This window comes from Paucidesulfovibrio longus DSM 6739, assembly GCF_000420485.1.
Taxonomy (GTDB): Bacteria; Desulfobacterota; Desulfovibrionia; order Desulfovibrionales; family Desulfovibrionaceae; genus Paucidesulfovibrio; species Paucidesulfovibrio longus.
Map to the genome: position 1 here is coordinate 165,174 of NZ_ATVA01000015.1, position 25,281 is coordinate 190,454.

21 protein-coding genes are annotated in these 25,281 nt (G+C 63.6%); 14 read left to right on the top strand and 7 right to left on the bottom strand.

The window, feature by feature from the left end:
* Nucleotides 1–69: 69 nt before the first annotated feature.
* Nucleotides 70–3,951 carry a class I adenylate cyclase gene (locus G452_RS20685; RefSeq protein ID WP_155887689.1) on the top strand — a complete coding sequence of 1,294 codons (3,882 nt, stop codon included), beginning with the start codon at nt 70–72 and terminating at the stop codon, nt 3,949–3,951.
* A gap of 25 nt (nt 3,952–3,976) precedes the next feature.
* On the opposite strand, the gene G452_RS0111830 is transcribed toward G452_RS20685, so the two are convergent.
* Together G452_RS0111830 and G452_RS0111835 are read right to left on the bottom strand one after the other, a co-directional pair.
* Nucleotides 3,977–4,846 carry a DNA polymerase III subunit delta' gene (locus G452_RS0111830; RefSeq protein ID WP_022662473.1) on the bottom strand — a complete coding sequence of 290 codons (870 nt, stop codon included), beginning with the start codon at nt 4,844–4,846 and terminating at the stop codon, nt 3,977–3,979.
* A gap of 3 nt (nt 4,847–4,849) precedes the next feature.
* Nucleotides 4,850–6,130 (bottom strand): adenylosuccinate synthase, encoded by a 1,281-nt coding sequence (locus tag G452_RS0111835; RefSeq protein ID WP_022662474.1) that lies wholly within the window; start codon nt 6,128–6,130, stop codon nt 4,850–4,852.
* Nucleotides 6,131–6,215: 85 nt separating this feature from the next.
* Between G452_RS0111835 and G452_RS19310 the strand changes: the two genes are divergently transcribed.
* Nucleotides 6,216–7,727, top strand: coding sequence for an MltF family protein (locus G452_RS19310; RefSeq protein ID WP_022662475.1), 1,512 nt, complete (start codon nt 6,216–6,218; stop codon nt 7,725–7,727).
* On the opposite strand, the gene G452_RS21145 is transcribed toward G452_RS19310, so the two are convergent.
* Nucleotides 7,614–8,027 carry a hypothetical protein gene (locus G452_RS21145; RefSeq protein WP_081650591.1) on the bottom strand — a complete coding sequence of 138 codons (414 nt, stop codon included), beginning with the start codon at nt 8,025–8,027 and terminating at the stop codon, nt 7,614–7,616. The genes G452_RS19310 and G452_RS21145 overlap by 114 nt on opposite strands.
* Nucleotides 8,028–8,161: 134 nt before the next feature.
* Between G452_RS21145 and G452_RS0111845 the strand changes: the two genes are divergently transcribed.
* The 4 genes from G452_RS0111845 to G452_RS0111860 all read left to right on the top strand — a co-directional run bounded on the left by G452_RS0111845 (nt 8,162) and on the right by G452_RS0111860 (nt 13,304).
* Nucleotides 8,162–9,436, top strand: coding sequence for an AICARFT/IMPCHase bienzyme formylation region (locus G452_RS0111845; RefSeq protein ID WP_022662476.1), 1,275 nt, complete (start codon nt 8,162–8,164; stop codon nt 9,434–9,436).
* Nucleotides 9,437–9,505: 69 nt separating this feature from the next.
* Nucleotides 9,506–11,557, top strand: a complete 2,052-nt coding sequence (locus G452_RS0111850; RefSeq protein ID WP_022662477.1) for a ribonuclease catalytic domain-containing protein — start codon at nt 9,506–9,508, stop codon at nt 11,555–11,557.
* A gap of 60 nt (nt 11,558–11,617) precedes the next feature.
* Complete coding sequence (gene plsY, locus G452_RS0111855; RefSeq protein WP_022662478.1) at nt 11,618–12,208, top strand: glycerol-3-phosphate 1-O-acyltransferase PlsY; 591 nt, start codon at nt 11,618–11,620, stop codon at nt 12,206–12,208.
* A gap of 139 nt (nt 12,209–12,347) precedes the next feature.
* On the top strand, nt 12,348–13,304 hold the full coding sequence (locus G452_RS0111860; protein ID WP_022662479.1) for a cation diffusion facilitator family transporter: 957 nt from the start codon (nt 12,348–12,350) through the stop codon (nt 13,302–13,304).
* Between the two features lie 100 nt (nt 13,305–13,404).
* Here G452_RS0111860 and hflX read toward each other — a convergent pair whose 3' ends face one another.
* From hflX to G452_RS0111875, 3 genes are all read right to left on the bottom strand, one after another.
* Nucleotides 13,405–15,003 carry a GTPase HflX gene (hflX, locus tag G452_RS0111865; protein WP_040368672.1) on the bottom strand — a complete coding sequence of 533 codons (1,599 nt, stop codon included), beginning with the start codon at nt 15,001–15,003 and terminating at the stop codon, nt 13,405–13,407.
* A 68-nt stretch (nt 15,004–15,071) separates the two neighbouring features.
* A complete protein-coding gene (locus tag G452_RS0111870; protein WP_027189222.1) occupies nt 15,072–15,671 on the bottom strand; it encodes an IMP cyclohydrolase in 600 nt (199 codons plus the stop codon).
* Nucleotides 15,672–15,834: 163 nt separating this feature from the next.
* Nucleotides 15,835–16,398: a tetratricopeptide repeat protein gene (locus tag G452_RS0111875; protein ID WP_022662482.1), complete on the bottom strand. Its 564-nt coding sequence runs from the start codon at nt 16,396–16,398 to the stop codon at nt 15,835–15,837.
* 459 nt (nt 16,399–16,857) lie between these two features.
* Here G452_RS0111875 and flgB point away from each other — a divergent pair, with 459 nt between their 5' ends.
* The 8 genes from flgB (at nt 16,858) to G452_RS0111915 (ending at nt 23,622) form a co-directional block, all read left to right on the top strand.
* Nucleotides 16,858–17,268: a flagellar basal body rod protein FlgB gene (flgB, locus tag G452_RS0111880; protein WP_022662483.1), complete on the top strand. Its 411-nt coding sequence runs from the start codon at nt 16,858–16,860 to the stop codon at nt 17,266–17,268.
* The gene (gene flgC, locus G452_RS0111885; protein WP_022662484.1) at nt 17,269–17,706 is read left to right on the top strand and encodes a flagellar basal body rod protein FlgC; all 438 of its coding nucleotides are present in this window, start codon (nt 17,269–17,271) and stop codon (nt 17,704–17,706) included. It begins immediately after the preceding gene.
* A gap of 23 nt (nt 17,707–17,729) precedes the next feature.
* Entirely contained in the window at nt 17,730–18,050 is a 321-nt protein-coding gene (gene fliE, locus G452_RS0111890) for a flagellar hook-basal body complex protein FliE (RefSeq protein WP_022662485.1), read from the top strand.
* A gap of 44 nt (nt 18,051–18,094) precedes the next feature.
* A complete protein-coding gene (gene fliF / locus G452_RS0111895) occupies nt 18,095–19,696 on the top strand; it encodes a flagellar basal-body MS-ring/collar protein FliF (protein WP_022662486.1) in 1,602 nt (533 codons plus the stop codon).
* Entirely contained in the window at nt 19,697–20,695 is a 999-nt protein-coding gene (fliG, locus tag G452_RS0111900; RefSeq protein WP_022662487.1) for a flagellar motor switch protein FliG, read from the top strand.
* A complete protein-coding gene (locus tag G452_RS19315) occupies nt 20,682–21,434 on the top strand; it encodes a FliH/SctL family protein (protein ID WP_022662488.1) in 753 nt (250 codons plus the stop codon). Before fliG ends, G452_RS19315 begins: the two co-directional genes overlap by 14 nt.
* Before the next feature lie 4 nt (nt 21,435–21,438).
* Nucleotides 21,439–22,785 carry a FliI/YscN family ATPase gene (locus G452_RS19320; RefSeq protein ID WP_040368647.1) on the top strand — a complete coding sequence of 449 codons (1,347 nt, stop codon included), beginning with the start codon at nt 21,439–21,441 and terminating at the stop codon, nt 22,783–22,785.
* Nucleotides 22,786–22,857: 72 nt separating this feature from the next.
* On the top strand, nt 22,858–23,622 hold the full coding sequence (locus G452_RS0111915; RefSeq protein ID WP_022662490.1) for a glycosyltransferase family 2 protein: 765 nt from the start codon (nt 22,858–22,860) through the stop codon (nt 23,620–23,622).
* A gap of 24 nt (nt 23,623–23,646) precedes the next feature.
* Here G452_RS0111915 and G452_RS0111920 read toward each other — a convergent pair whose 3' ends face one another.
* A complete protein-coding gene (locus G452_RS0111920) occupies nt 23,647–25,095 on the bottom strand; it encodes a KAP family P-loop NTPase fold protein (RefSeq protein WP_022662491.1) in 1,449 nt (482 codons plus the stop codon).
* Between the last annotated feature and the right edge of the window lie 186 nt (nt 25,096–25,281).

A 25,281-nucleotide genomic window follows, 5' to 3' on the forward strand; every position in this document is an offset into this window, starting at 1 on the left:
GCAAATTCGGTCCTTAGCTGGACGAATACGCGCGCAACAGCGAGCGCGGACCCAAGACCCGGAAGCGACATGGCCAGACAAGCTTCACCACGAGAGCTGGTGGACGCCCTCAGAGATACCCTCTATCCGGCCAGGCCGGCTGAGGATTTCGACTACGCGAAAAACGTCCGCGAGTTGATACGCGCCCGGACCGCGTTCCGAAACATCCGGGAACACGAAGCGGACTTTGCCGAAGCCGCCATTCATCTTTACAATCTCTGCGCGGCCAAGCGCGGCGAAGTGGCTCTCAAGGCCGCTCTGGGCGGACTGCTTCAGCTCGGTCGGCCCGGCTGGCTGCTCACGCGCCGCCTGCTTCTGCGCCAGAGTCTGCCAGCGGAAACCTGCAAGCTGGTCTTGGAAAATCTGCCCGCGAGCTGCGGCCTCGGACTCTTCCAGGAACTCTGCCGTCCCCCCGTCCGACCGGAAAAGAGCCTGCTCGCCTGGGTCGAGCCGCTTCTCGAGGCGTTCTGCCAGGCCGACATCCCCGAACTCCTGCATTTCCTCGGCAAGGTGGACGAGGCCAACGACCTGGTCTCCCACCCCCTGCGCCAGGCGCTTCTGGCAGGTCCGCTGGGCGACTGGATCAAAGGCAAGCTGGCCACCCGGCTCAGCCAGGATCTCTTCGCCTCCCTCTGCGTCTGCGCCCGGACCCTGGAAAAGCCGGAGACCGCCTCGGAACTGGCCGCACTGATGGCGCGCGGCAAGGCTCCGGTCAACGCGCACAACGTCCGCATGGTTTCCGCTGCCGCCGCGCCGGGCGACGCCAAGGCCATTTCCGCGCTTCAGGGGATCATCAAGTCCGCAGGAGGCGAAACCATCCTGGCCTGCGCGGCGGGTTTGGCCCGGCTGCACTGGGGCAATGCGGGAAAGCTCGCGGCCCTGCTGCAAGCCAAGTACCCGGCGCTCGCCGCGGCGCTGCCCCTCCTGGCCGGGCAGTTTCCGGAGCCCGCCTACCGCCAATACCTCGCGGCCCTGCACGATTCCGAACGCCCCCGCGTCCACGCCGTGGTCTTTCGCGGCGCGGCCCGATTTCAACCCACTTTCGCCGCCACCCGCCTCAAGTCCGCAGCGGAACTGGACGCGTCTTCAAAGCAACGCCTCAAGGAGATGCTTGGAGCCGAGAAAAAGGCCGGACTCGCTGGGCTTCGCCTGAAGTCTCCCCCGACCCCGCGCAACGGCCCGCTCCAACCCGAAGAAACCAAGGGCTTTTTCTCCCGCTTGCTGCCGGACAAAAAAACAACCCTGGCCGATCTGCTGGAGCAGGTCCGCAACCCGCGCGACCAGGCCCTGCCCGGATCGCAACTCCGGGAGACGGCCCTCACCGGACGCACGCTCGCCAATCTTGACCTTTCCGGCGGCCACTTCACGAGCGTTCAGTTCATCCGCTCGACTTTTTCCGGCGTGGATTTTTCCGGCTCGGTTCTCAGCGAAGCCGACCTGACCGGCTGCACATTCACGAACTGCCGTTTCCGCGGGACGCACCTGCACAAATCCGCCATGCTGTCCTGTCAGTTCAACCGCTGCGACTTCAGCGGCACCATCTTCACGGATTGCTCGGTGGAGGAGTGCGATATCGAGCGCAGCTTCTTCACGGCCTGCCTGCTCTCCAACACCCGCATGGAGCGCGCCCGGCTGCGCGGCTGCGCCCTCGGCGACTGCCAATTCCGGGACGGCACGACCGTTTCCGTCCTGCTGGAAGACACGCCCATGACCGGGAACCTCTGGGCCAATTCCAAAATTTTCGGGATGCTCTGGCGCGACTGCACGATCTCTTACGAAACCTTTTTCAACGTCCGCTTCCAGTCCTCCTGCATGACCAGCTCGCGCGCGAACCATTGCCGGGTCGTGGGGTGCACCACGGGCATCGGCTCCCTGGACCTGCTCGAATCGGATCGTCAGGAATTCCTGGCCATGGAAATGGCCGGCAAGGCCCTCGCAGGGAAGGCCGCCTCCCCTCCCGCGCCAACACCCTCCCAGGCCGCCTTTCTCCGGCGTTGCGCCGACCTTTGGGTGCGCCATCGCGACGTGGCCGCACGCGAGGCACACATGCGCCGAAACAACGCGCAGCGCCTGCAATGGTCCGAAGCGAACATGCAGGGAGCGCAATTTCTCACCATCATTCCCTATCTGCTTTCGAGCCAGGTTTTCGAACGAGCCCAAAACCTCGCGGGCACGCCTAATTGCCGCATCGCAGGCTATGTGCCCAGCCTAGAAGCCCTGGATCTCGCGGAGCAGCATTTCCCTGGCCTGCGCAGTTCCTCCCCGGCCGGAGAAGCCCTGGTCATCGAATGCCTCGCCACCATCGGCAGCGTGGGCAGCGTGGCGCAGACAAGCGCTTCGGATGCGGACTTCTGGGTCTGCTACGACGGGGCCACGGCCGCCCCCGGAGCCATAGAGGGACTCAGGAATAAGCTCGACGCGCTCTCCCTCTGGGCCGAGCAGGCCTTCGGGCTCGAAGCCCACTTCTTTCTCATGAGCCTGGAAAACGTGCAGAACAACGACTTCGGGTTCAGCGACAAGGAAAGTTCCGGAACGGCGCAGGCCCTGATGCTCAAGGAGGAATTCTACCGTACCGCCCTGATCGTGGCGGGCCGGATTCCCGGCTGGTGGCTCACGCCGCCCGGAGCGGAGGAAAAAAGCTACCGCGCCCACCTGCGCGCCGCCGTGGCCGATCCCCTGGCCGATCCGGGACGCTTCATGGACGCAGGCCACGCCTCGCGCATCCCTCCGGAGGAATTCTTCGGCGCGGCTCTCTGGCAAATCGTCAAGAGCATCGACAGCCCCTTCAAATCCGTGCTCAAGCTCGGACTGCTCGAAAAATACGCCCGCGAAGGGGGGAGGGGGATGCTTCTCTGCGACCAGATCAAGCGCGACGTGACCCTCAACACGGGCTCCCCCTGCGAGACGGACCCCTACGCGGCCATGTCAGCGCAGGTGCGCGGCCACTATCGCGACGCCAAGGACCGCGAGGCCGTGAACCTGCTCACCGAAGCCCTCGCGCTCAAGGCGGATGTGGCGGACATGCCGCGACTGCTGGAAAGACCCTACACGAAGGAACACCAGGCCCTGCTCTCGTTCCTCTTCGGCGGCGACGGCACCTCCGTGCCCGACGCGGGACGCGCGGAACGCACCTTCTCCCGCGCGTTGGCCCTGGGCGACGCGGTGAGCCGCTTCATGACCACCGCCTACAAACGCATCCGCGCAACGCAAAAAAACGAATCCGGCCCCGCGGTCATCGCGCCGGAAGACCTCACGCGGCTCGGACGCCGCATCTCGGCCATCTTCGCCCAGCGCAAGCACAAGGTCCGCCGCGTGCCCATTCTCGGCATCGGCCGCGGCCACTTCACGGAGCTGCATTTCTCTGCGGAAAAATCTCCCGGCAAGCCGACCATATGGATCGCGCAGGGCAACGCGGGCACCAGAGGGATGACCACATCCCGCCGCAGCGATCTCCTGACCAGGGCCGCCGACCCGGTCTGGATGCTCGCCTGGCTCGTCATCAACGGGCTATATTCCCCCCAGGCCCTGGTGGACGCCGAACGCAGCATCGCCCCGCTTTCCACTCCGGACATACGCAACGTGCTCGACGGGCTGAACGAATTCATGCCGCCCGCGCAGGTCTTCAGCGTGAACCCGCAGGAATACCTGCGCGACGAGCGCATCACCCGCGTATATCTGCTGCCCAATTTCCTGGCGGCGACGGAGGCGGACAAGCTCGTCACCCTTTCCGCGGTGTACTGCACCAACTGGGGAGAGGTCTTCTGCCTTGCCCCGCCCTCGCCGGCCGCCGCGCTCAAGCTCGGGGCCGCAGCCTATCTCAAGAAAGTGCTGCCGCAGCCGCAACCCGTCACGCCGGAAATCAAGGCATACTACCCCAAACGCTCCCAATGCCCGCGCCTCAAGCTGGCCTAGGCAAGCAGGAACGGGGCAAAGCCGCCTAGATCATCCGGGTGGCGAGCCAGTCGAGCACGAGGGAAGGATTCACCGGGCTGGGCCGAGCGGCCAGGGCGGTGCGCGCCTTGTCCAGCGCGAGGTCGAAGCGCCGCAGCCGCGCCGGGCCGAGCGGAGAGAGCTCGCGGGCGAGCGGGATCTCGTGCTTGCCGCTGAGCGCGCCCACAAGAGCGGCCTGAAGCACGAGGAGAATGTTTTCCGCAAGGGCGGCGTCGGGTTTGCCCATGGTCCGGGCGTACCAGTCGCGCCCTGTGCGCCAGAAGTCGATCATGGCCCTGGCCCACTCCAGGGCTTCCGGATCGGGCGGCGCGGCATCGGGCCAGGCCAGGGTCAAGACCCAGCTGCGCGAGATCAAGGTTTCGAGCAGCCGCTCACGCTGGGGCGTGAGCAGCACGAAGGCGTTGCCGGGCCGAGGCTCTTCCAGGGATTTGAGGAGCGAATTGGAGACGTCCGCACTCATGTCGCGCACGTTGGGAAAAACAGTGACGCGCCAGCCGTTGCCGCGCGGCGGCTGGCCCCAGGTGGGCCGGAGCGCGCGCACGGCGCTCACGGAAAGCTGGCTCTTGCCGTCCTCGTAATAGGTCTGGTCGATGAAGAGGAGGTCGTTGAAGACCTTTTCCAGAATCTGCCTGCAAGGCGGGCAGGTCAGGCAGGGCTTGGCCGCGTGGTCGGGGTCGGTGCAGTTGAGCAGCGCGGCATAGTGCAGGGCCAGAGCCCGGCGTTCGTCGTCGGAACCGCCCTCCAGCACGAGGCTTTGGGGCGGTCCCGACGGCGACTCCAGGGCCAGCTTGCGCAGCAGTCCGGCCACGCGCTCCTGCCGCCGCACAAGGGCGTGGTGCTCGGCGCCGGTGCTCATGGGCTAGCCCCGCGTAAAGGTCTGAACCCGGTCCGGCCCCACGGACACGAGTCCCACGGGCACGCCGGAAAGCTCTTCGAGGCGCTCGAGATAGGCCTTGGCCGCGTCGGGCAGGTCGGCCCAGGCGGTCACGCCGGAGATGTCTTCTTCCCAGCCGGACAGGGATTCATAGACAGGCTCCACATGGGCCATGCCGTTCTGCTCCTGGGGCGGATACTCCATGAGTTCGCCGCGATACTTGTAGGCCGTGCAGATCTTGAGTTCCTTGAGGCCGGAAAGCACGTCGAGCTTGGTCACGGCGAGTTCCGTGGGCGTGTTCAGGCGCGCGGACTCCCGGAGAACGACCATGTCCATCCAGCCGCAACGGCGGCGACGGCCCGTGGTGGCTCCGAATTCGCCGCCCTTGTCCTGGAGCCGATTGCCGATTTCATCAAGAAGTTCGGTGGGGAAGGGACCGCCGCCCACACGGGTGGTGTACGCCTTGACAATGGCGATGATCCGATCTAGCTTCCTCGGTCCGCAACCGGAACCCGAGGCGGCATTGCCCGTGACCGTATTGGAAGAGGTCACAAAGGGGTAGGTGCCGTGGTCAATATCCAAATGGGTGCCCTGCGCGCCCTCGAAGAGAACGAACCCCTCGGCCTCGGCCTTCTGGATTGCTCCGGACACGTCCCCAAGATAGGGCTTCATCCGCTCGGCGAGCGGCAGAACGTCCTGGAAGACCCGCTCGGGGTCCAGGGGCTCCACTCCATATAAATGCTCAAACAAAACGTTTTTCTCGTTCAAGGCCAGCTTGATCTTCTCGCGCAGAAGCTCCGGATCGGCGAGGTCTGCGGCACGAACTCCGCAACGATGCATCTTGTCCTCGTAGCAGGGGCCGATGCCGCGTCCGGTGGTGCCGATCTTTCCGGCGTCGTCCAGGGCGTTTTCGCGGCAATTGTCCATGAGCCGATGGTACGGCATTATGATATGGGTCTTTTTGCTGACCATGAGGCGCGCGGGGGAAGTCTCCACGCCCTTCTGAGCCAGCACCTCGATTTCCTTGAGGAAGACCTCAGGATCGAGCACCACGCCGTTGCCGATGAGGCAGGCTTTGCCCGGATGCAGGACACCCGAGGGGATGAGATGCAGGATGCACTTCTCGCCGGCGACGACCAGCGTGTGACCGGCGTTGTTGCCGCCCTGAAAACGGACGATGGCGGCCGCATCCTCGGCGAGCATGTCCACGATCTTGCCCTTGCCCTCGTCTCCCCACTGGGAGCCGAACACTACGACGTTGGCCATTTGTATCTCCTTGGGAATAACGTAAACGCCGGTTTGTGCGAATTGCGCACAAACGGCCTTACTGCCTAAAATAAGGAATCCACGCATGTCAACCGAGACTGCACGAAAATACACGGAAACCCGAGAATTCCGACCAGGCCTTTCCGGGCTGGCGGCAGGCTTTGCCTTTGTCGCGCTGGTTGCGGGCGCGCTCTGGTTCTTTTTCGCCACCCATCCGCGTCCCGTTTCCACCCTGATCGTGGCCGCCCCGGACCAGGAAAGAATATTTTCCACCATTTCGCCGTACGGTCCCGGACTGGAACGCGAACTCGTCGAGGATTTTTGCAGGGAAAACGGCTACAGGATCAAATGGATCCGCACCCAGACCCTGGAAGAGGGCTGGCGATTGCTGGCCGAAGGCAAGGCCCACGTCTTCATCAGCACCGGCTTCAAGCCGGAACGGATTCCCGCGGACCTCGACGTCGCCGCAGGCCCCGTGTACGAGACGCATCGCCCGGTCCTTCTCGGCCCATCGGGCCGACCGGGCCGCCGCGGAGCCGAGGAACTGGCTGATCGTTCGGCGCTCAGCCGCGACATTCCCAGCCTGAACCGCGAGCTGTACCGCGCCGCCGTGCGCGACGACGCCACGCCCAACACCGTGGTCGAGGACGGCGCGGGAGTGAACAACGCCCTGAACCGCATCGACGACGCCAGCGGCCCGCCGAGTTTCGCCCTGGTGGAAAACGGCTCCTATCTGCCCTGGCGGCCCTTCCATCACAAGGTGCGCCAAGCCCTGGCCCTGGACGAGCTGGTGGGCTACCGCTGGTTCTGGCGCTCGGACGTGCCCAAGCTCAACGAGCGCATGCACGCTTTTTTCCGTGAAATCCGCGACAGCGGGCATCTGGAAGATCTTCAGGAACGCTACTACGGATTCTTCCCCAGCCAGGGAGCCTACGGCCAGCTCTGGATGCTGCGCAACGCCGTGCGCAACAAGCTCCCCCTCTACCGGAAATACATCCTGGACGCGGCGCAACGCTACAACCTCGATCCGCTCCTGCTCGTTGCCGTGATTTTCCAGGAATCGGCCTTCAACCCGGACGCGGTGAGCTACACCGGAGTCAAGGGACTGATGCAGCTGACCCAGCAGACCGCAAGCGCCCTCGGCGCCACGGACCGCACGGATCCGGCCCAAAGCATCTACTTCGGGGCCAAGTATCTCAGCCAGCTCTGGCAGGAACTGGACCATCTCGACCTCTCCACCTGGGATCGCTGGTCCTTCGCCCTGGCCGGCTACAACCAGGGCATCGGGCACGTCTTCGACGCCATGTTCCTGGCCAAGCGGATGGGCAAAGACCCGACCAACTGGCGCGAGGTCAAGCAGGTGCTGCCCATGCTCGCGGACGAGCAATGGCACAGCCGGACGATTTTCGGATACAGCCGGGGTTGGGAAGGTGTGGAATACGTGGACCGGGTGCGCTTCTACTATTATGTGCTCAAGGGATTGTCATTTCTTCCGGGGCTTCAGCTGGAGCAGCTTGCCCCGCTTGTCCCCGACCTTGACAGGGCCGGATTCCGCCCCCTGCTCACCGATGTCCGCCTTCCGGCCTTTCCCGGCTGAGGATTCGGGCGCGCCCTTTGCGCGTCCCTCTTCGGCGGGCGCAGGCACGGTCAGGGCCGCGAGATCCACGCCGTGCTCCGGGGGAGTGCGGCGCGACTCGGACAGGTTGTGGTTGAAGAGTTGATTCTTCATGCGCACGCCCTGGATCATGGCCAGGGCCAGGGCCGCCTCCTCCCACTCCGCAGTGGGCTCGAAACGGCCCACGCGCTCGGCGAGGCGTTCCCAAAGACTCATCATGGACGCCTCGTCATAGGCGTTGATCTGCTTGGCTAGTTTCAACAGTGCTTTTTCCAAAGACATTTTTGACCTCTTGTTCCAGTCTCAGGGCAGTATCCCATATTCCATTCAGGCGGTCCAGGCAACGCCTGATTGCCCACCCGCCGGGCATGTGCTATGACCCCTCTTCCACGAAAGCAAGCCAGGAGCTACAAGGCATGAGCAATCTCAAGGACATGTACAAGACCCTCCAGCAAGACCCGTTTCCCGGGGAACTTGCCATCCGCCTCGGCGACAAGGAGCTGATCTTCCGCAAGCGCACCTGGGAGATCGACGGCGAGACAAAGGGACTGCGCTACGGGGAAAACCCGGACCAGCCCGCCGCGCTCTACGAGCCGGTTTCCGGAGGCGTCGAGGCCGGCGGGGTCGAACTGCGCGGACCCGGCAAGGGACTCGTATCGGCCATCACCGAAGAGCACATGCTCCAGGCCGGCAAGCATCCCGGCAAGATCAACCTCACCGACGTGGACAACGGGCTGAACATTCTTCAATACCTCGCGGCCAAGCCCGCCGCCGTCATTCTCAAGCACAACAACCCCTGCGGCGCGGCCTGGACCGACAAAGGCATCGCCGAGGCGCTGCGCCGGGCTTTCGACGCGGACCGCATCGCCGCCTTCGGCGGAGCCATCGTGCTCAACCGCCCCGTGGACATGGCCTGCGCCAAGGTCATCAACTCCGCCTACTTCGAGGTCGTGGCCGCGCCGAAATTCGCGCCGGACGCCCTGGCCGAGCTGAAGACCAAGAAAAATCTCCGTATCATCCGCATCCCCGGCATCGAGACCCTGGCCGAACTCGGCTCCGAGCCTTTCCTGGACATCAAGAGCCTTGTGGACGGCGGCGTGATCGTGCAGTTCTCCTTCCGCAACCGCATCCGCACGGCCGCGGACTTCCTGCCCGCCAAGGCCGAGAAGGACGGCACGGAACTCATCGCCCGCGCCCCCAGCAAGGCCGAGGCCGACGACCTGCTCTTCGCCTGGGCCGTGGAGGCCGGAGTGACCTCCAACTCCGTGCTTTTCGTCAAGGACGGCGCCACCGTGGCCATCGGCACCGGCGAGCAGGACCGCGTGGGCTGCGTGCAGCTCGCCGTGAGCAAGGCATACACCAAGTACGCCGATCTGCTGGCCTTCGAGGAACTGGGCAAAAGCCTCTTCGAGCTCAAGCTCGCGGCCAGGGAAGACCCCTCCCTGGCGGACAAGCTGGCGGACATCGAACGGCGCACGCGGGAAGCCAAAAGCGGACTGCAAGGCTCGGTCGCGGTTTCGGACGGGTTCTTCCCCTTCCGCGACGGCGTGGACCTCTGCATCGAACAGGGCGTCCGGGCCATCGCCCAGCCGGGCGGCTCCATCCGCGACCACGAAATCATCCGCGCCGTGAACGAGGCCTCGCCCCAGGTGGCCATGGTCTTCACGGGCCAGCGTTCCTTCAAGCACTAGCGTCGAACCGCCGGGAGGGGCACGGCGCTCCTCCCGGCGCTCTTTCCGCTTTCAACACCCGGATTCCCAATGGTCAACTCCCGTCCCGTCTCTCTTCCCAGACCCGGCTGCGTGGTCGAATTCATGCAGGGCAACCAGCCCCATCTGGCCTGGGTCCAGGAGGAATCGTCGGGCAAATTGCACGCCCTGACCCTGACCAAGCGGGAGATCAAGCTCGCCACGGCCCGCCTGCTGCCCTGGTCCGGACCGCAATACGAAGCCGGCGCCAGCCGCCAGGAAATCCTGGACCGCCTTGAGGAACATCAGCGCCGCAGGGGCGAGATCCAGGCAGGTCTGGACGTCATGGAAATCTGGGAACTGGCCCAGGGCGAGATGGAGGAAGCCTCGCTGACCTGGCTGGCCGAGCTGGTCTTCGAGAACGCGGGGATCGACGAGCTGGCCGCGCTCGGCCGGGCGCTGCTCACGGCCAAATCCCATTTCAAATTCCGGCCTCCCGTCTTCGAGATCCACCCTGCGGAAAAGGTGGAACAACGCCTGAAGCAGGAAGCCGAAGAGCGCATCCGCGAACGCATCACGGGCCTGGGCGCGGAATTGTTCAAATCGCTCTGGAGCGCGCGCCGCGTTCCCGACGGGCTGGACATTCCCCCGGACGTAGAAGCCGGCCTGCGCGAGCTGCTCCTGGCGCAGATCGCGGGAACAGCGGACGAAAAAGCCAACAAGCTTTGGGCGTCGCTGCGCTCCGGTCTGCCCGAACACACGCACCTGGCCCTGCTCCTGGCCCAGGCCTGGGGCGTGGTCGAGCCGCACCACAACCACCTGCTCGACGAGGCCGGATACGTTCTCGACGACTCCTGGTCCGAACCGCTGCGGGACGACGTGGCCGCGCTGCGCCGGCGCGTGGACGCCGCTGCCGAACCCGCCCTGGACGTGCCCTTCGTGAGCATCGACGCGGCCACCACCAAGGACATCGACGACGCCTTCTTCGTGGAGCGCGACCCCGATCCCGGACAAGGCTGGCGTCTGCTGCTCGCCCTGGCCCGGCCCACCCTGGGCTGGGAATTCGGCTCGCCCCTGGACAGGGCAGTGGCCTCCCGCGCCACCAGCCTCTACCTGCCCGAAGGCGACGGGCACATGCTTCCGCACGAACTGGGCCTGGACGCCTTCAGTCTCGTGGCCGGCGAGGACCGGCCCGCCCTGGTCACGGAGTTCCGGTTTTCCCCGGAGGGCGACGTGCTTTCCGTGGAGCCGCGCCTCGCCTGGGTCAAGGTGGCCGCGAACACGCCCTACGAAGACGCCGAAAAGATCATGGAAAACCACGGGGATCCCATGCTCGACGCGGCCTTGGAGCTGGCCGAAAAGCTCTTCCAAAAGCGACTGGACGCCGGGGCATCGGTCATCGACCGTCCGGACCCGGAGGTCACGCTCGCGCGGTGCGGCAAGGATGTGGACGTGGAAATCCGGCTCAAGGAGCCCACGCCCAAATCCTCGCTCACGGTCAGCGAATTCATGATCCTGGCCAACAGCGGCCTGGCCCGCTGGGCACGGGAACAGGGCGTGCCCCTGCTCCACCGCACCCAGAACATCGCCCTGCCGTCCGAGGCCCAGGGCGTGTTTTCCCAGCCCGAAGACATCTTCCGGGCCGTGAAATACATGGCCCCTCCCATGCTCGAAGCGCAGCCCAAGCGCCACGCGGCCCTGGCCGTGGACGCGTACGCGCCCGTGACATCGCCCATCCGCCGCTACACGGACCTGATCAATTCCGCGCAGATATGCGGGCATCTGGAAAACGGCAGCCCGGCCTTCGACCAGGAAGCCCTGGAAGCCCTGCTGCCCGGACTGAACGCGCGCATCGGACAGGTTTCCCAGGTCCAGCGCTTCCGCCCCCGGTACTGGAAGCTGGTCTATCTCGCCAAGAGGCGCAAGCAGCCGCATTCCGCCGTGCTTGTGGAGGAAAACGGGCAATACCCCAGCCTCGCCCTGCCGCATCTGCAGATCAACGTGCGCGCCCCGCGCAGCCTTCTCGGCGACAAGCTCTATCCGGGCCAGCGCTTTCAGATCACCTTCGGGCGCATCGACCCTTTGACCAACGAAATCAAAATATCCGAGGCCCTGGAGGAGTAGCCCTTTGCACGGGGCCGCCCTTTGGGTACATTCCGCGAAACGACTGCAAGGAGCCACCTGATGCATTGGATATTCTGGCCGCTCTTTTCCTATCTTCTCGGCGCGGTCCCCTTCGGACTGCTGCTGGCCAAGTTCCTGCGGGGCGTGGACATCCGCACCGAGGGCAGCCGCAATACCGGCGCCACCAACGTGGCCCGCACCTGCGGTCTGCCCCTGGGGCTGACCGCGCTGGCCCTGGACATCGCCAAGGGCCTCGTGCCCGTCCTGCTCGCCGCGAGGATGAGCGACAACTGGCTTTTCCTCAGCCTGAGCGCCCTGGCCCCGATCCTCGGCCACGTCTATTCGCCGTTCCTGGGCTTCAAGGGCGGCAAGGCCGTGGCCACCACCATCGGCGCGTTTCTGGGGCTGGCCTTCCTGCCGACGCTGATCAGCGTGCTGCTCTGCGTGGCCGCGATTTTCGCCTCCGGCTATGTCTCCCTCGGCTCCCTGGTCTTCGGCGCGGCCCTGCCCGCGGCCATGCTGCTTTCCGGAAACGGGCGCTTCGCGCTCGTGGCCCTGGCCGTGACCCTGCTGCTCTACTGGCGGCACCGCGAGAACATCGCCCGGCTGATGCGGGGCGAGGAAAACTCCTGGCGCAAGAAGAAAGGCTAGCCGAGCCGCTCCGTCCAAGGACAAAATCAAGCCCCCGCGCATTCTGCATGCGCGGGGGCTTGATTCTTTCGGCCCAGGCGGTCATTCTGTGCACCCGTCGATACCGGATCGGCGGGATTCCCCCGACCAAGGAGCCGCAATGCCCTCCCCGCGCAGATACGCACTTTATTCCATCGCCGCATCGCTGGGCACGCTGGCCCTGAAATTCGGGGCTTGGCGGCTGACCGGGTCCGTGGGCCTGCTCTCCGACGCCACCGAGGCCCTGGTCAACCTCACTGCCGGAGTGCTGGCCTTCTCGGCCCTGACCATCGCGCTCCAGCCCGCGGACGAGGCCCACGCCTACGGGCACGGCAAAGCCGAATATTTTTCATCCGCAGCCGAAGGATTGCTGATCCTCGTGGCTGCCGGAGGCATCCTCTACGCGGCCATCGATCGGTTCCTGCATCCGCAGAATCTCTCCGGCCTGGGCTGGGGCATCCTCGTGGCCCTGGTGGCCGCCGGGGTCAACTGGTTCACGGCGGTGGCCATGCTGCGGGCGGCGCGGCGCTTCGACTCCATCACCCTCGAGGCGGACGCGAAGCACCTGCTCACGGATGTCTGGACCTCGGCGGGCATGGTTGCCGGACTGGGCGTGCTGCTCGTGGCGCCGCCATCCTGGCAGATTCTGGACCCGATCATCGCCTGCATCATGGCCGTGAACATCGCGGTCACGGGCATCGGCCTGCTGCGCCGCTCCATAAGCGGACTCATGGACGCAGCCCTGCCGGAAGAAGAGATGGAGATGATCGTGGGGGTGATCCGCGAGGAAGCGGGCGAGCAAGCGCCATTTCACGGTCTGCGCACGCGCAAGGCCGGTTCGCGGCGCTTCGTGGACTTTCATCTGCTGCTGCCGGGCGACACGACCGTGAAGCAGAGCCATGACCTCACCGAACGCATCGAACGGAGCATCTGCAAGGAGTGGCCCCGTTGCCACGTGACCATTCATGTGGAGCCGGTGGAGGACCATCGCTCCTGGGACGGCTGGGAAATCGGGGGCGTCTGCTCAAGCGCCACGGCCTGCCAGGACAGCCGCTTCACCGGAGAGAAGGCCGAATAAGCCTTCCTGAACGGCATGCTCCCTCAAGCAAACCGCCTGACCGGGCCGCGCCTTGCGCCTGTCCCGGTTGCGGGGAACGCGGGGGATAGCGTTTCCAGGCTCATCCGCCCAGAGGCGGCGCGTCTTCGGGCAACCTTGCCAGGATGGCCGCCACCAGCGGCTCCAGGCTCGACCGGGTCACCGCGCTGATGGGAATCCCTTCCGGATAGATGTTGCGCATCCTCTCCCGTTCATCCTCGTCCAGCCGGTCCCACTTGTTCAAGGCCAGCACGCGGGGAAGCTCCAGCAGTTCCATGTCTTCCAGGATCCGCAGCACGGCTCCGACCTGCTCCTCCACCTCCGGGTGCGAGGCGTCGGCCACGAGCACGAGCACGTCCGCGAAATCCAGCTCCTCCAGAGTGGCCTGGAAGGCTTCCTTGAGATCCGAGGGCAGACGGCGGATGAAGCCCACGGTGTCCGTAAGCGTGACCTCGCGGTCGCGCGGGAAGCGGATGCGCCGGGTCGTGGGATCGAGCGTGGCGAAGAGCTTGTTTTCGGCCAGGACGGCGGCGTTGGTCAGGGTGTTCAGCAGCGTGGACTTGCCCGCGTTGGTGTAGCCCACCAGCGAGATCACGGGCACGCCGGACTTGGCCCGGCGTTCGCGCGTCTGGGCCCGGTGCCTGCGCACGGACTCCAGCTCCTTTTTCAGCCGGGTGATGCGGTCGCGCGCCTTGCGGCGGTCCGATTCGAGCTTGCTTTCGCCCGGTCCCCGGCCGCCGATGCCGCCCATGAGCCGGGACATGGCCTTGCCGCTGCCGGCAAGACGGGGCAGCATGTACTTGAGCTGGGCCATCTCCACCTGAAGCTTGCCCGCCTTGCTCGTGGCCCGCTGGGCAAAGATGTCCAGGATCAACTGCGTGCGGTCGATGACGCGCCGCTCCGTGAGGTCCGCCAGGTTGCGCATTTGCGCCGGGGAAAGATCCTGGTCGAAGATGACCATGCGCGCCCCGCTCTGGAGCGCGCGCACCTCCAGCTCGGCCAGCTTGCCCCGGCCCATGATGGTCCGCGGGTTGGCCTGGCGCAGGCGCTGGATCATGCTGTCCGCGGGTACGAGCCCCGCGGTGCGGGCCAGATCGGCGAGTTCCTCCAGGGACCGCTCCTGCGCCTGGCGCGAATCCGTGGACACGCTGACCAGCAAGGCGCGGTCGCCCTTTTCCAGCTCCACGGCCTTCTGCTCGCGCCCGAACTCCTCTTCCAGCGCCTCGGTGAGGGTGTAGAGATCCAGGGTCTGGCGGTCGTGCCGCTGGGAGGGAAGAATCTCGTGCGAACGGTTCTCCGGGTTGGGCGGCAGCAGGTGCGCCGCCTGGATGCGCTCCGGAAAGCCCTCGCGGTCCACGCCGAGCGCGGCCACGCTGTCGAGCCGGAGAAAGACCATGTCCATGAGGTCTTCCTCGGAGAGCTTCTCGTCGCCGAGGTGGGTGTGGACCAGCCGCAGCCCACGCAGCCGCCCCGCGCCCTGCCGTGCACGCGGCAGTTCCGGAATGTAGATGGCTTCCGGATCGCCGACGATGACCATCGAGGCCTTGCCCTGCCGGTCGATGAGCACGCCGATCTGGCGGCCCGTGTCGTGGGAAAGCCCGGCCAGTTCCCGGGCCTGCTCCACGCTCAGGGCCTCGCGCAGCGGATACCGCCGCTGGTAGAGGCGGCCGAGCCGCTTCATTTCGCTGGGCTTGAGTCCCTGGGTGTTGCCCTGCACGTGGTGTGCTATGGAAGTGCTCCTTTGCCCGGTCAGGCCGTATGGCTGCCGAGGTAGTCGCTGATCATCCGGTCATATTCGGAGACCATGCCGAAGGTTTCGGCGGCGAGGCGGCGGCGCAGGTCCAGGCCGATCTTGCCCTGGCTCGCGCGCATCTCGTCCATGATGGCGGGGTAATGCTTCACGCCCGGCACCACGAGAATTGAATGAAAGTTCTTGGCTGCGGCGCGAAGCATGGTCGGTCCGCCGATGTCGATTTCCTCGACGGCCTGCCGCAGTTCCAGGCCCTTGTTCGCGGCCTCGGCGAAATTGTAGAGGTTCACGCAGATCATGTCGAAAGGCTTGATCCCGTGTTCGTCCAGGGTCTTCATGTGTTCGGGGTCGTCCTTGTCCGCAAGCACGCCGCCGTGCACGTTGGGATGCAGCGTCTTGACCCGGCCGCCGAGAATTTCGGGAAATCCGGTCACGGCGCTGACCGGGGTCACGGGCAGGCCCGCCTCGGCGAGCAGCCGCTTGGTGCCGCCGGTGGAGACGAGTTCAACATTGCTCTGGACGAGAAACGTAGCGAATTCGACAAGCAGGGACTTGTCGGTCACGCTCAGGAGAGCGCGTTTGACAGGCAAAAAATCCATGCACACACCTCACACTGTTTCGTGAGGGAGTGCCAGATATTCCGGGCGCGCGCAAGGCCGTCCGAAGCGGTGTCCCCGGCGGAAGGAACCGGCCCCCCGCCCGTCCGGACATCGGACGAAGCGGGAAGCCGATGGGAGGGGAGACCAAATATTTCCGCGTCCGCTATTCGCGGATCTGGGCGAGCAGTTCCTGGGCCGCGTCGTTGGCGGGATCGGCTTCCAGGATGCGCTCCAGCTGGGCCACGGCTTCGGCCTTGAGGTCCATGCAGACCAGGCAGCCGGCCAGGGCGTAGCGCACTTCGTGCTTGCCGGGATCGATGGAGAGATAGTTCTCCAGATGCGGGACGATCTCGCCCAGGCGGTCCGTCTCGTGACCAAGCCGCACCATGCTGAACAGGGCGACCATGTTCTCGGGATTGATGACCAGGGCCTCGACGAAATGCTCGAAAGCTCCGCCGGGATCGCCGGACTCCATAAGGATCAGCCCGATGCCCGCATGACTTTTGTCCGTGGCCTCGATGGTGTGGGCCTTCTGGTACTGGGTCATGGCCTCTTCCAGGGCGCCGCGCTGCACCGCGATGGTGGCCAGGCCCAGGTAGGGGTCGGGATGGATGCCGTTGGACTTGGCGGCCTTCTGGTAATATTCCTCGGCCTTGTCCAGTTCACCCATGAAGAGATAACACTCTCCGAGTTCCTTGTTGATCTCATAATCCAAATGTGCACTCATGACATTCCCCTCCAAAAATCTCGCAGGCTCGCTGGCCTTGCTTTTTGAAATGTCTGCCTAGGATGGCCCTCTGCTTTTTGCAACTGCCATGCCAATGGAAGTTTTTGCAGAACGCCGCGGTCAGCCGATCCTGGCCCCTTCCGGCGTACGGCTCTTCAATCATCCTCGCAACAGCCCTGTTTAAAAGGTAAAATCCAGAGCTGTAAACCCAGCCTGAATCCGTTGCCCTTCTTCCCACTTCTGCTCAAACGTCTCTGCCCCGCAATTCTGTCGCTCCTGGCCGGAAAAGACTGCCGCCAGTTCGCCGACAGCCCCTCACAAAGGCATTTTTGAGGATAATAAAATGAATTCGGAGTGTTACGAATTTGGAACGCTAGTTGCTTTCTTGCTGACGTGTCCGAACGGCATCTTCGCCGGGCCGGACACCAACAAAATGATTCAACATAGGAGTGGCAAGGCATGAAGGGACTGTTCGAAACGCATATCGACCTGACGGCGAAGGTTCTTGATCTGCGACTTGAGCGTCAAAACCTCGTCGCCGGAAACCTCGCCAACGTGGATACGCCCGGCTACCGGGCCCGCCGCATCGAATTCGAAAACGAGCTGCAATCCGCCCTGGCCCTGGACCAGCGCGGCAAAGTGACCCGCACCAATTCGAAGCACATGCCCTCCGCCTTCACCGTGGACGGTTTCGAGGGCAAGGGCATCAAGGAATTCGAGCCGCGCCAGATCTTCGGCGAGGACAGGGTGGACCTGGACAAGGAAATGGCCGTGATGGGCAAGAACGCCATGCTTTACAACGCGCTGACCGAAGTGATCACCAAGAACTTTTCCGGCTTGCAGCGCGTCATCCAGGAAGGAGCCAAGTAAATGGATTTCATGACCGCACTCGATATCGGCGCGTCCGGCCTGAGCGCCCAGCGGGCCTACCTCAACGTCATTTCCATGAACATGGCCAACGCGCGCACCACGCGCACCGTGGACGGCGGCCCCTATCGCCGCAAGGCCCTGTCCCTGGAATCCTCGCCCGTCTACACGCCGTTCGACGCGGCGATGAAGGACGAGATGAACCGCGACCTGCACGGCGTGACCGTGCGCGGCATGGTCAACGACGACCGTCCCTTCAAGATGGTCTACGAGCCGGGCCACCCCGACGCCAACGACCAGGGCTACGTCGCCTACCCGGACATCAACGTGGTCGAGGAAATGACCAACATGATGTCCACCATGCGCAGCTACGAAGCGAACACGCAGTCCATTTCCGCGGTGAAGCAGATGTTCGCCAAGGCCATCGCCATCGGCAAGTAGCCTGAAGGCACAAGGAGTACCCCATGATCAAGAACGTCGCCATGCAGGCCTACCGCAACGCGCTTCAGGACGCGACCCAGCTTTCCCAGAACATCCGCTCCCGCACGGAGAAGAAGGCGCCTGCCGAAGGCTTCGGCAACATGCTCACGGAATCGCTCAGCAAGGTCAACGCCATGGACGAGCAGAAGTCGGCCATGATCGAGGAATTCGCCTCCGGCAAGACCCAGAACGTCCACGAGCTGATGATCAGCATGCAGAAGGCGAGCGTCGCCATGCAGATGACCAGCGCCGTGCGCGGCAAGGTCATCCAGGCTTACCAGGAACTCATGCGCATGCCCTTCTAGGCGGCGTTGACAGCAACTAGCACGACATTTCGAGGAGAGAGACCATGCCCCCGTTCTTGAAGGACACCTGGAGCAGATTCGAGGAATTCTGGGGACGCCGCACCATTTCCCAGCGCGTGCTCATCGGCGGCCTGACCGTTTCCGTCACGCTCGCCTTCCTGCTTATGATCTACTGGCTGAACATGCCGGACTACCGGGTGCTCTACACCAAGCTCTACCCCGAAGACGCCTCCAAGGTCGTGAACATGCTTCAGGCCGCCAAGGAGGACTACAAGCTTCAGGACGGCGGACAGACCATCATGGTTCCGGCGGACCGCGTCTACGACCTGCGCCTGAAGATCGCGGGAGAAGGCTCGCTCCACGGCCAGGGCATCGGATTCGAGATCTTCGACGACATCAAGATCGGCCAGACCGACTTCGTGCAGCACATCAACTACCAGCGCGCCCTCCAGGGCGAACTGGCCCGCACCATTTCCGAATTTCCCCAGGTGGAACGCGCCCGCGTGCACCTGGTCATTCCGCAGAAGAGCCTGTTCATCGAGGAGCAGTCTCCGCCCACGGCTTCCGTGGTGCTCAAGCTCAAGGACCAGGCCAGCCTCAGCAAGAAGGAAATCACCGGCATCGTCAACCTGGTGACCATGGCTGTGGAAGGTCTGGAGAAGAGCCGCATCACCGTCACGGACATGCACGGCCAGCCGCTCTTCGAGCCCTCGGAGGACGAAGCCACCGTGGGCATGTCCACCACGCAGCTCGAATACAAGAACGAACTGGAGCGCAAGATGGAACGGCGCATCCAGGAACTGCTGACTCCGGCCGTGGGCCCCGGCAATGTCATCGCCCGCGTCAACGCCGAGCTTGATTTCTCCCAGAAGACCATCCACAGGGAAATTTTCGACCCCAACGCCACGGTGCTTCGCTCCGAAACCCGCAGCGAGGAGACCACCCAGGGACGCGCCAACCTCGACGGCGGCGTGCCCGAGGCCAACTTCCGCGGCGACGGATTCACCGGAACGCAGTCCACCCAGGACTCCACCCGCGAGACCCGGACCTCCAACTTCGAGATCAACCGCGAAGAACAGAACATCGTCACGCCCGTGGGCGAGCTCAAGCGCCTGACGGTTGCCGTACTCGTCGACGGCGTCTATACTATTCCCAAAGGTGGAGGAACGCCGGTCTACGCGCCGCGCACCGCCGAGGAAATGGCCGAGTTCGAACGCCTCGTGAAGAGCGCCATCGGGTACGACACCCAGCGCGCCGACACGGTGGAAGTGTCCAACATCTCCTTCGGCGGCCCCGACGGCGTGGACAGCGACTCGCTGCTGCGGACCATGCTCGAATACGCCCAGCGCTTCGGCAAGCCCTTCCTGAACGGTCTGCTGATCTTCCTCTTCCTCATCCTCGTGGTGCGCCCCGTGGTCATGGCCCTGATCCGGCCGCGGGTGCACGAACAGGACATGGACGAGGTTTCCGGACTCCCCGGCGCGGACCAGCGCCTCGCCCTGGACGAAGGGGAGGTGGACGAAGAGGCCCTGGACACCTCCATGCGGCTGGAAAACGCCAAGAACATGGCCTTCCAGCTCTTCGAAGAAAACACCGACCAGGCTGTGCGCCTGCTCAAGTCCTGGATCAAGCAGGAGGCTGCGTAAATGGCCGACTACAGCGGGCAGCAAAAGACCGCCATCGTGCTCCTCGCCCTGGGCGAGAAGTTCACCGCGGAAGCGTTCAAGCGCATGGAACGCGCCGAGATCGCGGCGGTCTCCAAGGCCATGCTCGAAACCGAATCCGTTCCCAAGGAGGACGTCCTCGACGTGCTCAAGGAATTCAACGAGCAACTGGCCTACGGAGCGGAAATGCTCATGGGCGGCCCGGACCAGGTCAAGCGCCTGCTGACCAAGACCCTGGACAGCGAAACGGCAAAGTACATCCTGGACAGCCTGGACATCGCCACCGGCCCGACGCCGTTCCAGGAACTGGAAAACGTCAGCCCCAAGATCCTGGCTCAGATCCTGCGCAACGAACATCCGCAGACCCTGGCCCTGATCATGGGCCACCTGCACCCGGAACAGGCCGCGGAGCTGATCCAGAACCTGCCTTCCGGCGTGCGCGCCGAAGTGCTCATGCGCCTGGCCAAGCTCGAAGCCGTGGCCGAGGAAATGCTCATGGAAGTGGACAAGGTGCTCCAGAGCCAGCTCATCGCCATCGGCGGCAAGGAAGGCAAGAAGGTCGGCGGCGTCAGCGCCGTTGCCGAAATCCTCAACGCGGTCAACCGCGAGACCGAGGAAGAGGTGCTCTCCGAGATCGAGGAGGAATCCTCCCAGATGGCCGACGAGATCCGCAACCTCATGTTCGTGTTCGAGGACATCAAGGCCATCGACGACCGCTCCATCCGCGAGCTGCTCAAGGAAGTGTCCAACGAGGATCTCACCCTGGCGCTCAAGGGTGCCAGCGACGAGCTCAAGGACAAGTTCCTCTCCAACCTCTCGGAGCGCGCGGGCGCCATGATCAAGGAAGACCTGGAGATCATGGGCCCCGTCAAGCTCGCCGACGTGGAGACCGCGCAGCAGAATATCGTCAAGACCGTCCGCCGCCTGGAGGACGAGGGCAAGATTGCCATCAGCAGAGGTGGGGGCGATGTCTTTATCTGAAGCAGGCAAGACCGCACACACGGGCCGCGTCTTCATCGGCGTGGACACGCCCGGACCGGACAGCATGTCCATCCAGGAGCTGGAAGGCAAGAAGCAGCTCACCTGGGACGGAGCCATGGACAAGGAGTTCATCTCCCGCGTGCGCTCCAAGGCCCAGGGCATGGCCAAGGAGATCATCGCCAAGGCCATGCAGGAGGCCGAGCTCATCCGCGAAAAGGCCCACCAGGAAGGCGTCAGCCAGGGCCTGAACGAAGGGGAACGCCTGCTCCAGGAACAGCTCGATAACACCGCCGCCGGACTCGGCCAGGTGCTCGAGTCCATCCGTCAACAGGCCGACGCGGTCTGGGAAGCGCGCAAGGCCGACCTGCTCCAACTCATCCACGCCGCCGTGGAAACCACCCTCGGCGTGGAACTGGCCGAACGCCGTGCGGAAATCCTGGAGCTGCTGCTGCGCCAAGCCCTGGACCGGCTTGAATCCGACCGTTTCCTGACCCTGCGCTGCGCCCCCGAAGACGCGGACCTGCTCGACGAACTTTTGCAGAAGGCCCGCCAGACCAACCCCAAGCTGCTCAAATGGATGGTCCGCCCGGACTCCTCCATGACCGCCGGGGTCGTGGTCGAAGCCGAGAACGCCAAGGTGGAGAACGGCGTGGACGGCCGCTGGGAAGGGGTCCGGGTGATCCTGGACCAGCTCGCCCTGCGCCTGCCCGACGACGCCGAGCCGGGCGGGGAGCGCTAGGCGCATGCCCCTGGACCCGCGCGAAGCAGCCCGGATGATCCGGGAGATCGACCCCTGCCGCTCCTACGGCAAGGTCACCAAGGTCGTGGGACTCATCGCCGAAGGCCAGGGCATCCGCGCTCCGCTCGGTTCGGTCTGCCATCTTTTGCCGAACGGTGCCGCCAAGGAAGGCGTCGCCGCCGAGGTGGTCGGATTCCGCGACGGCGCCTGCCTGTTCATGCCCTACGGCGACATGCGCGGCATTCAGCCCGGCAGCCTGATCCGCAACTCTTCCAGCCCGCCGCTCGTGCCCGTGGCCCAGGCCATGCTCGGCCGCGCCCTGGACGCCTTCGGCACGCCGCTGGACGGCAACGGCTCCTTTGCTCCGGAAACCCATGTTCCCTTGTATCGCGAGCCTCCGAACCCCCTGGACCGACCCCGCATCGTCGAGCCCCTGGACGTGGGCGTTCGCGCCATCAACGGCCTGCTGACCCTGGGCAAGGGCCAGCGCGTGGGCATCATGGCCGGTTCCGGCGTGGGCAAATCCACACTCATGGGCATGATCGCCCGGACCACCAAGGCCGACATCAACGTCATCGGCCTCGTGGGCGAGCGCGGCCGCGAGGTCGTGGAATTCATGGAGCGCGATCTCGGTCCCGAGGGCATGGCCCGCAGCGTGCTCGTTATCGCCACTTCGGACAAGAGCCCGCTGATCCGCATGCGCGCGGCATACGCGGCCACGGCCATCGCGGAATGGTTCCGCGACCAGGGCAAGGACGTGCTGATGATGATGGATTCCGTGACGCGCTTCTGCATGGCCGGACGCGAGGTAGGGCTGGCTGCGGGCGAACCGCCCACGCGCGGCGGCTACACGCCCTCGGTGTTCGCGCACCTGCCCCAGCTCCTGGAGCGCGCGGGTAAAAGTCCCAAGGGCTCCATCACGGGCATCTACACCGTGCTCGTGGACGGCGACGACTTTACCGAGCCCATCGCGGACGCCACCCGGTCCATCCTCGACGGGCACATCGTGCTCACCCGGGAACTGGCCGACCAGGGGCACTACCCCTCCATCGACGTGCTCAAGAGCATCAGCCGACTGCGCTCGGACATCACCCCGCGCGCCGCGCTGGACGCGGGACGAACCGTCCTGCGCCACATGGCGACCTTCCAGCGCGTGGAGGACATGGTCAACATCGGCGCCTACCAGAAAGGATCCAACCCGGACATCGACAAAGCCATCGCCATGCGCGGCCCCATCAACACCTACCTGCGCCAAAATGTTGACGAGAAGGAACCGCTGGAAACAAGCTTCATCAAGCTCACGGAACTGGCGGAAGGCAAAGGCCCTTCGGCCAAACCCAAATCACGCTGACCCCCCTTCCCCGCAACGCTCCCCCGCAGAAGCGGTCTTCCGTACCGAAGCGATTTGGGGTATGCCCCTGCCATGAATACCGTCACCGGCCTCGTGCTCACCTACAACGGCGAGCGACTTCTGGATCAGTGCCTTGCCTCCCTCGACTTTTGCGATGAAATTCTGGTGGTGGACTCTCTGTCCAGGGACGGCACCGTGGAGATCGCCAAAGCGCACGGCGCGCGGATCATCGAACGGGCCTGGCCCGGCCCCGTGGACCAGTTCCGGCACGCGCTGGAAAACATCCATACGGACTGGGTCGTCAGCCTGGACCAGGACGAATTCCTGGACCCCCGCCTCAAAAACGCCCTCGTCGCGACGCTCAAAGAGGGCTCGCCTCCCGCGGACCTCGCGGGCTATTGGGTCAACCGCCGATCGTTTTATTTCAATCGCTTCATGAAGCATTCGGGCTGGTACCCGGACCGGCTGCTGCGCGTATTCCGCAGCGGGCGCATGACTGTCAGCGCGTCCGGGGCGCACTACCGCTTCACTCCGGACGGGCCGACGCAGCGCCTTGCCGGAGACATCGTGCACTACCCCTACCGCAACTTCGCCGAACACATGGAGAAGATGAACTCCTACGCCCAGCAGGGGGCGGACGCTCTGCGCGCCAAAGGCCGCAAGGGGGGGGTTTTCCGCGCGATCGCTCACGCCAAGCTGCGCTTTCTCAAGCTCTACGTGCTCAAGCTCGGCGTGCTCGACGGCCGCGCGGGATTCATCAACGCCTGCGCCGGAGCCTATTACGCCTTCCAGAAATATGTGCGGATCGAGGAATCCGGCCCCTGGGGGGAATTGTGATCGCGTAAACGGGACTGTTCCGCGTCAAAGTTCATTTCTGCTATCCTTCTGCGGTTCAGTGTCCAACGTGAACTGCGAAGCAAATCCCACTTCGTTAAGAATGTTTCTAAGTATAGGGCGTTCGTTCGAAATCGCTCTTCGTGTTATGAACTCGTAAAATTTCTGTGAGTGCTCTTCACCAGATTGATAAACTCGGTTTCGTAAATTTTGAGCAATTGTTGAGGTTTCAGAATCGAAATTTTGAATGCTCTTTGCGTTTAAGTAATTAATAATAGCTGTGTACCAATAATTAAATGGATAGCTTGTAACTTCTGGGTGGTTTGGTCTTGGAGAATTTTGAGATAAAAATATATTAAAATTCATATCGCTATATATGGATGCAATGTTTCTGTTGTCAGCTTTCGAGATAGTCAATAATAATAATGCGGTAGCAAATGCAAAAGGCGCTGGATCATATGCCCGTATAAGCACACTTATCTGACTACATACTTGAACGGCATCTCTTAGACTTGGTGTATATGCAGTAAAAATATTACATAACATTTTTTCAATCGTCGATTCTCTCCAGAATTCACTTTCTTCGTGTTCTCTCGTCGTGCTTTGTATCACGCCAAAATTTAAGCTTATATTCATAGCATTCACGACATAAGAGACGAACTTCTCCCAGCTTGGATCCGGGAGATGGTAGTCCAAGTCGATAAAACGGCGCAGATAGGCGTCCGAGCCGGACTCGCCAAGGCCGTAGAGCTGGTTGACAGATTGGACAAGATGGTTTCGGTCCACGGCCAGGACAAAGATGATGCCCTTGACGTTGAAAAGATGCTTAATGCGCTCCAGGAGCTTGACCGCATAGTCCGGGCGGCAGCGGTCCAATTCGTCCACGAAGATGACCATAGGGATTTGGTGTTTTTTCGACTTGCTTATCTTCTCGACCAATTCACCAAGCTGCTTTCGGAAGTCCTCCATGTATTGCTTTTGCTCTTGATGCGCCGTTACGAAGTCCATTTCCTTGTCCAAGCGGCAGGCGTCGATAAGACCGTCAACGTCCGCGCCAACGCATCTGGCCAATACTTTGGCCAAGGTTGCTATCAAATCCAGAGGCCGGGCGCGGAGCTTGTTGGTGAGAGCCTTAATTTTCGTCGCGTCTTTCTGAAAGATGCGTTGCTGGTCTAACTGAGTTGTCAGTTCCTCTACAAAAGCCACAAGAGGATCCACCGCGTAGTCCGTGTTCCAGGCATTGAAGAGCACGCAAGGATGACCCTTCTTCCGAAGCGACGCGCTCCACATGGCCAAAAGCGACGACTTGCCCGTGCCCCAGCCGGAATCCAGCGCCAGGGTCATGGGGCGATCCGTGACCGAAAGCAGCAGACGCTCAAGCGGGGCGATCTGCGTTTGCCGGTCGAGTTGATCCTTTTCCCAGGGTTTGTCCGAGTCGATGCTGTTGATGTCGATGTCCGGAAGTGTGGGGAACATGGCTGACCTTCCTATTCTCTTTTGTTCTTCGTCCGCTACGCGATCTTGCTGCCCTCGTCCAGGAGGGTGGCCCAGTCGTTACTTTCTATGTTGAATTCATATCCTTACTTACTGGTGAAGGCCATTCCATGCCCATACGTATAAGGGCGTCGGTAAGTTGCTGCTGCTCCTGTTCGGGCAGTTCCT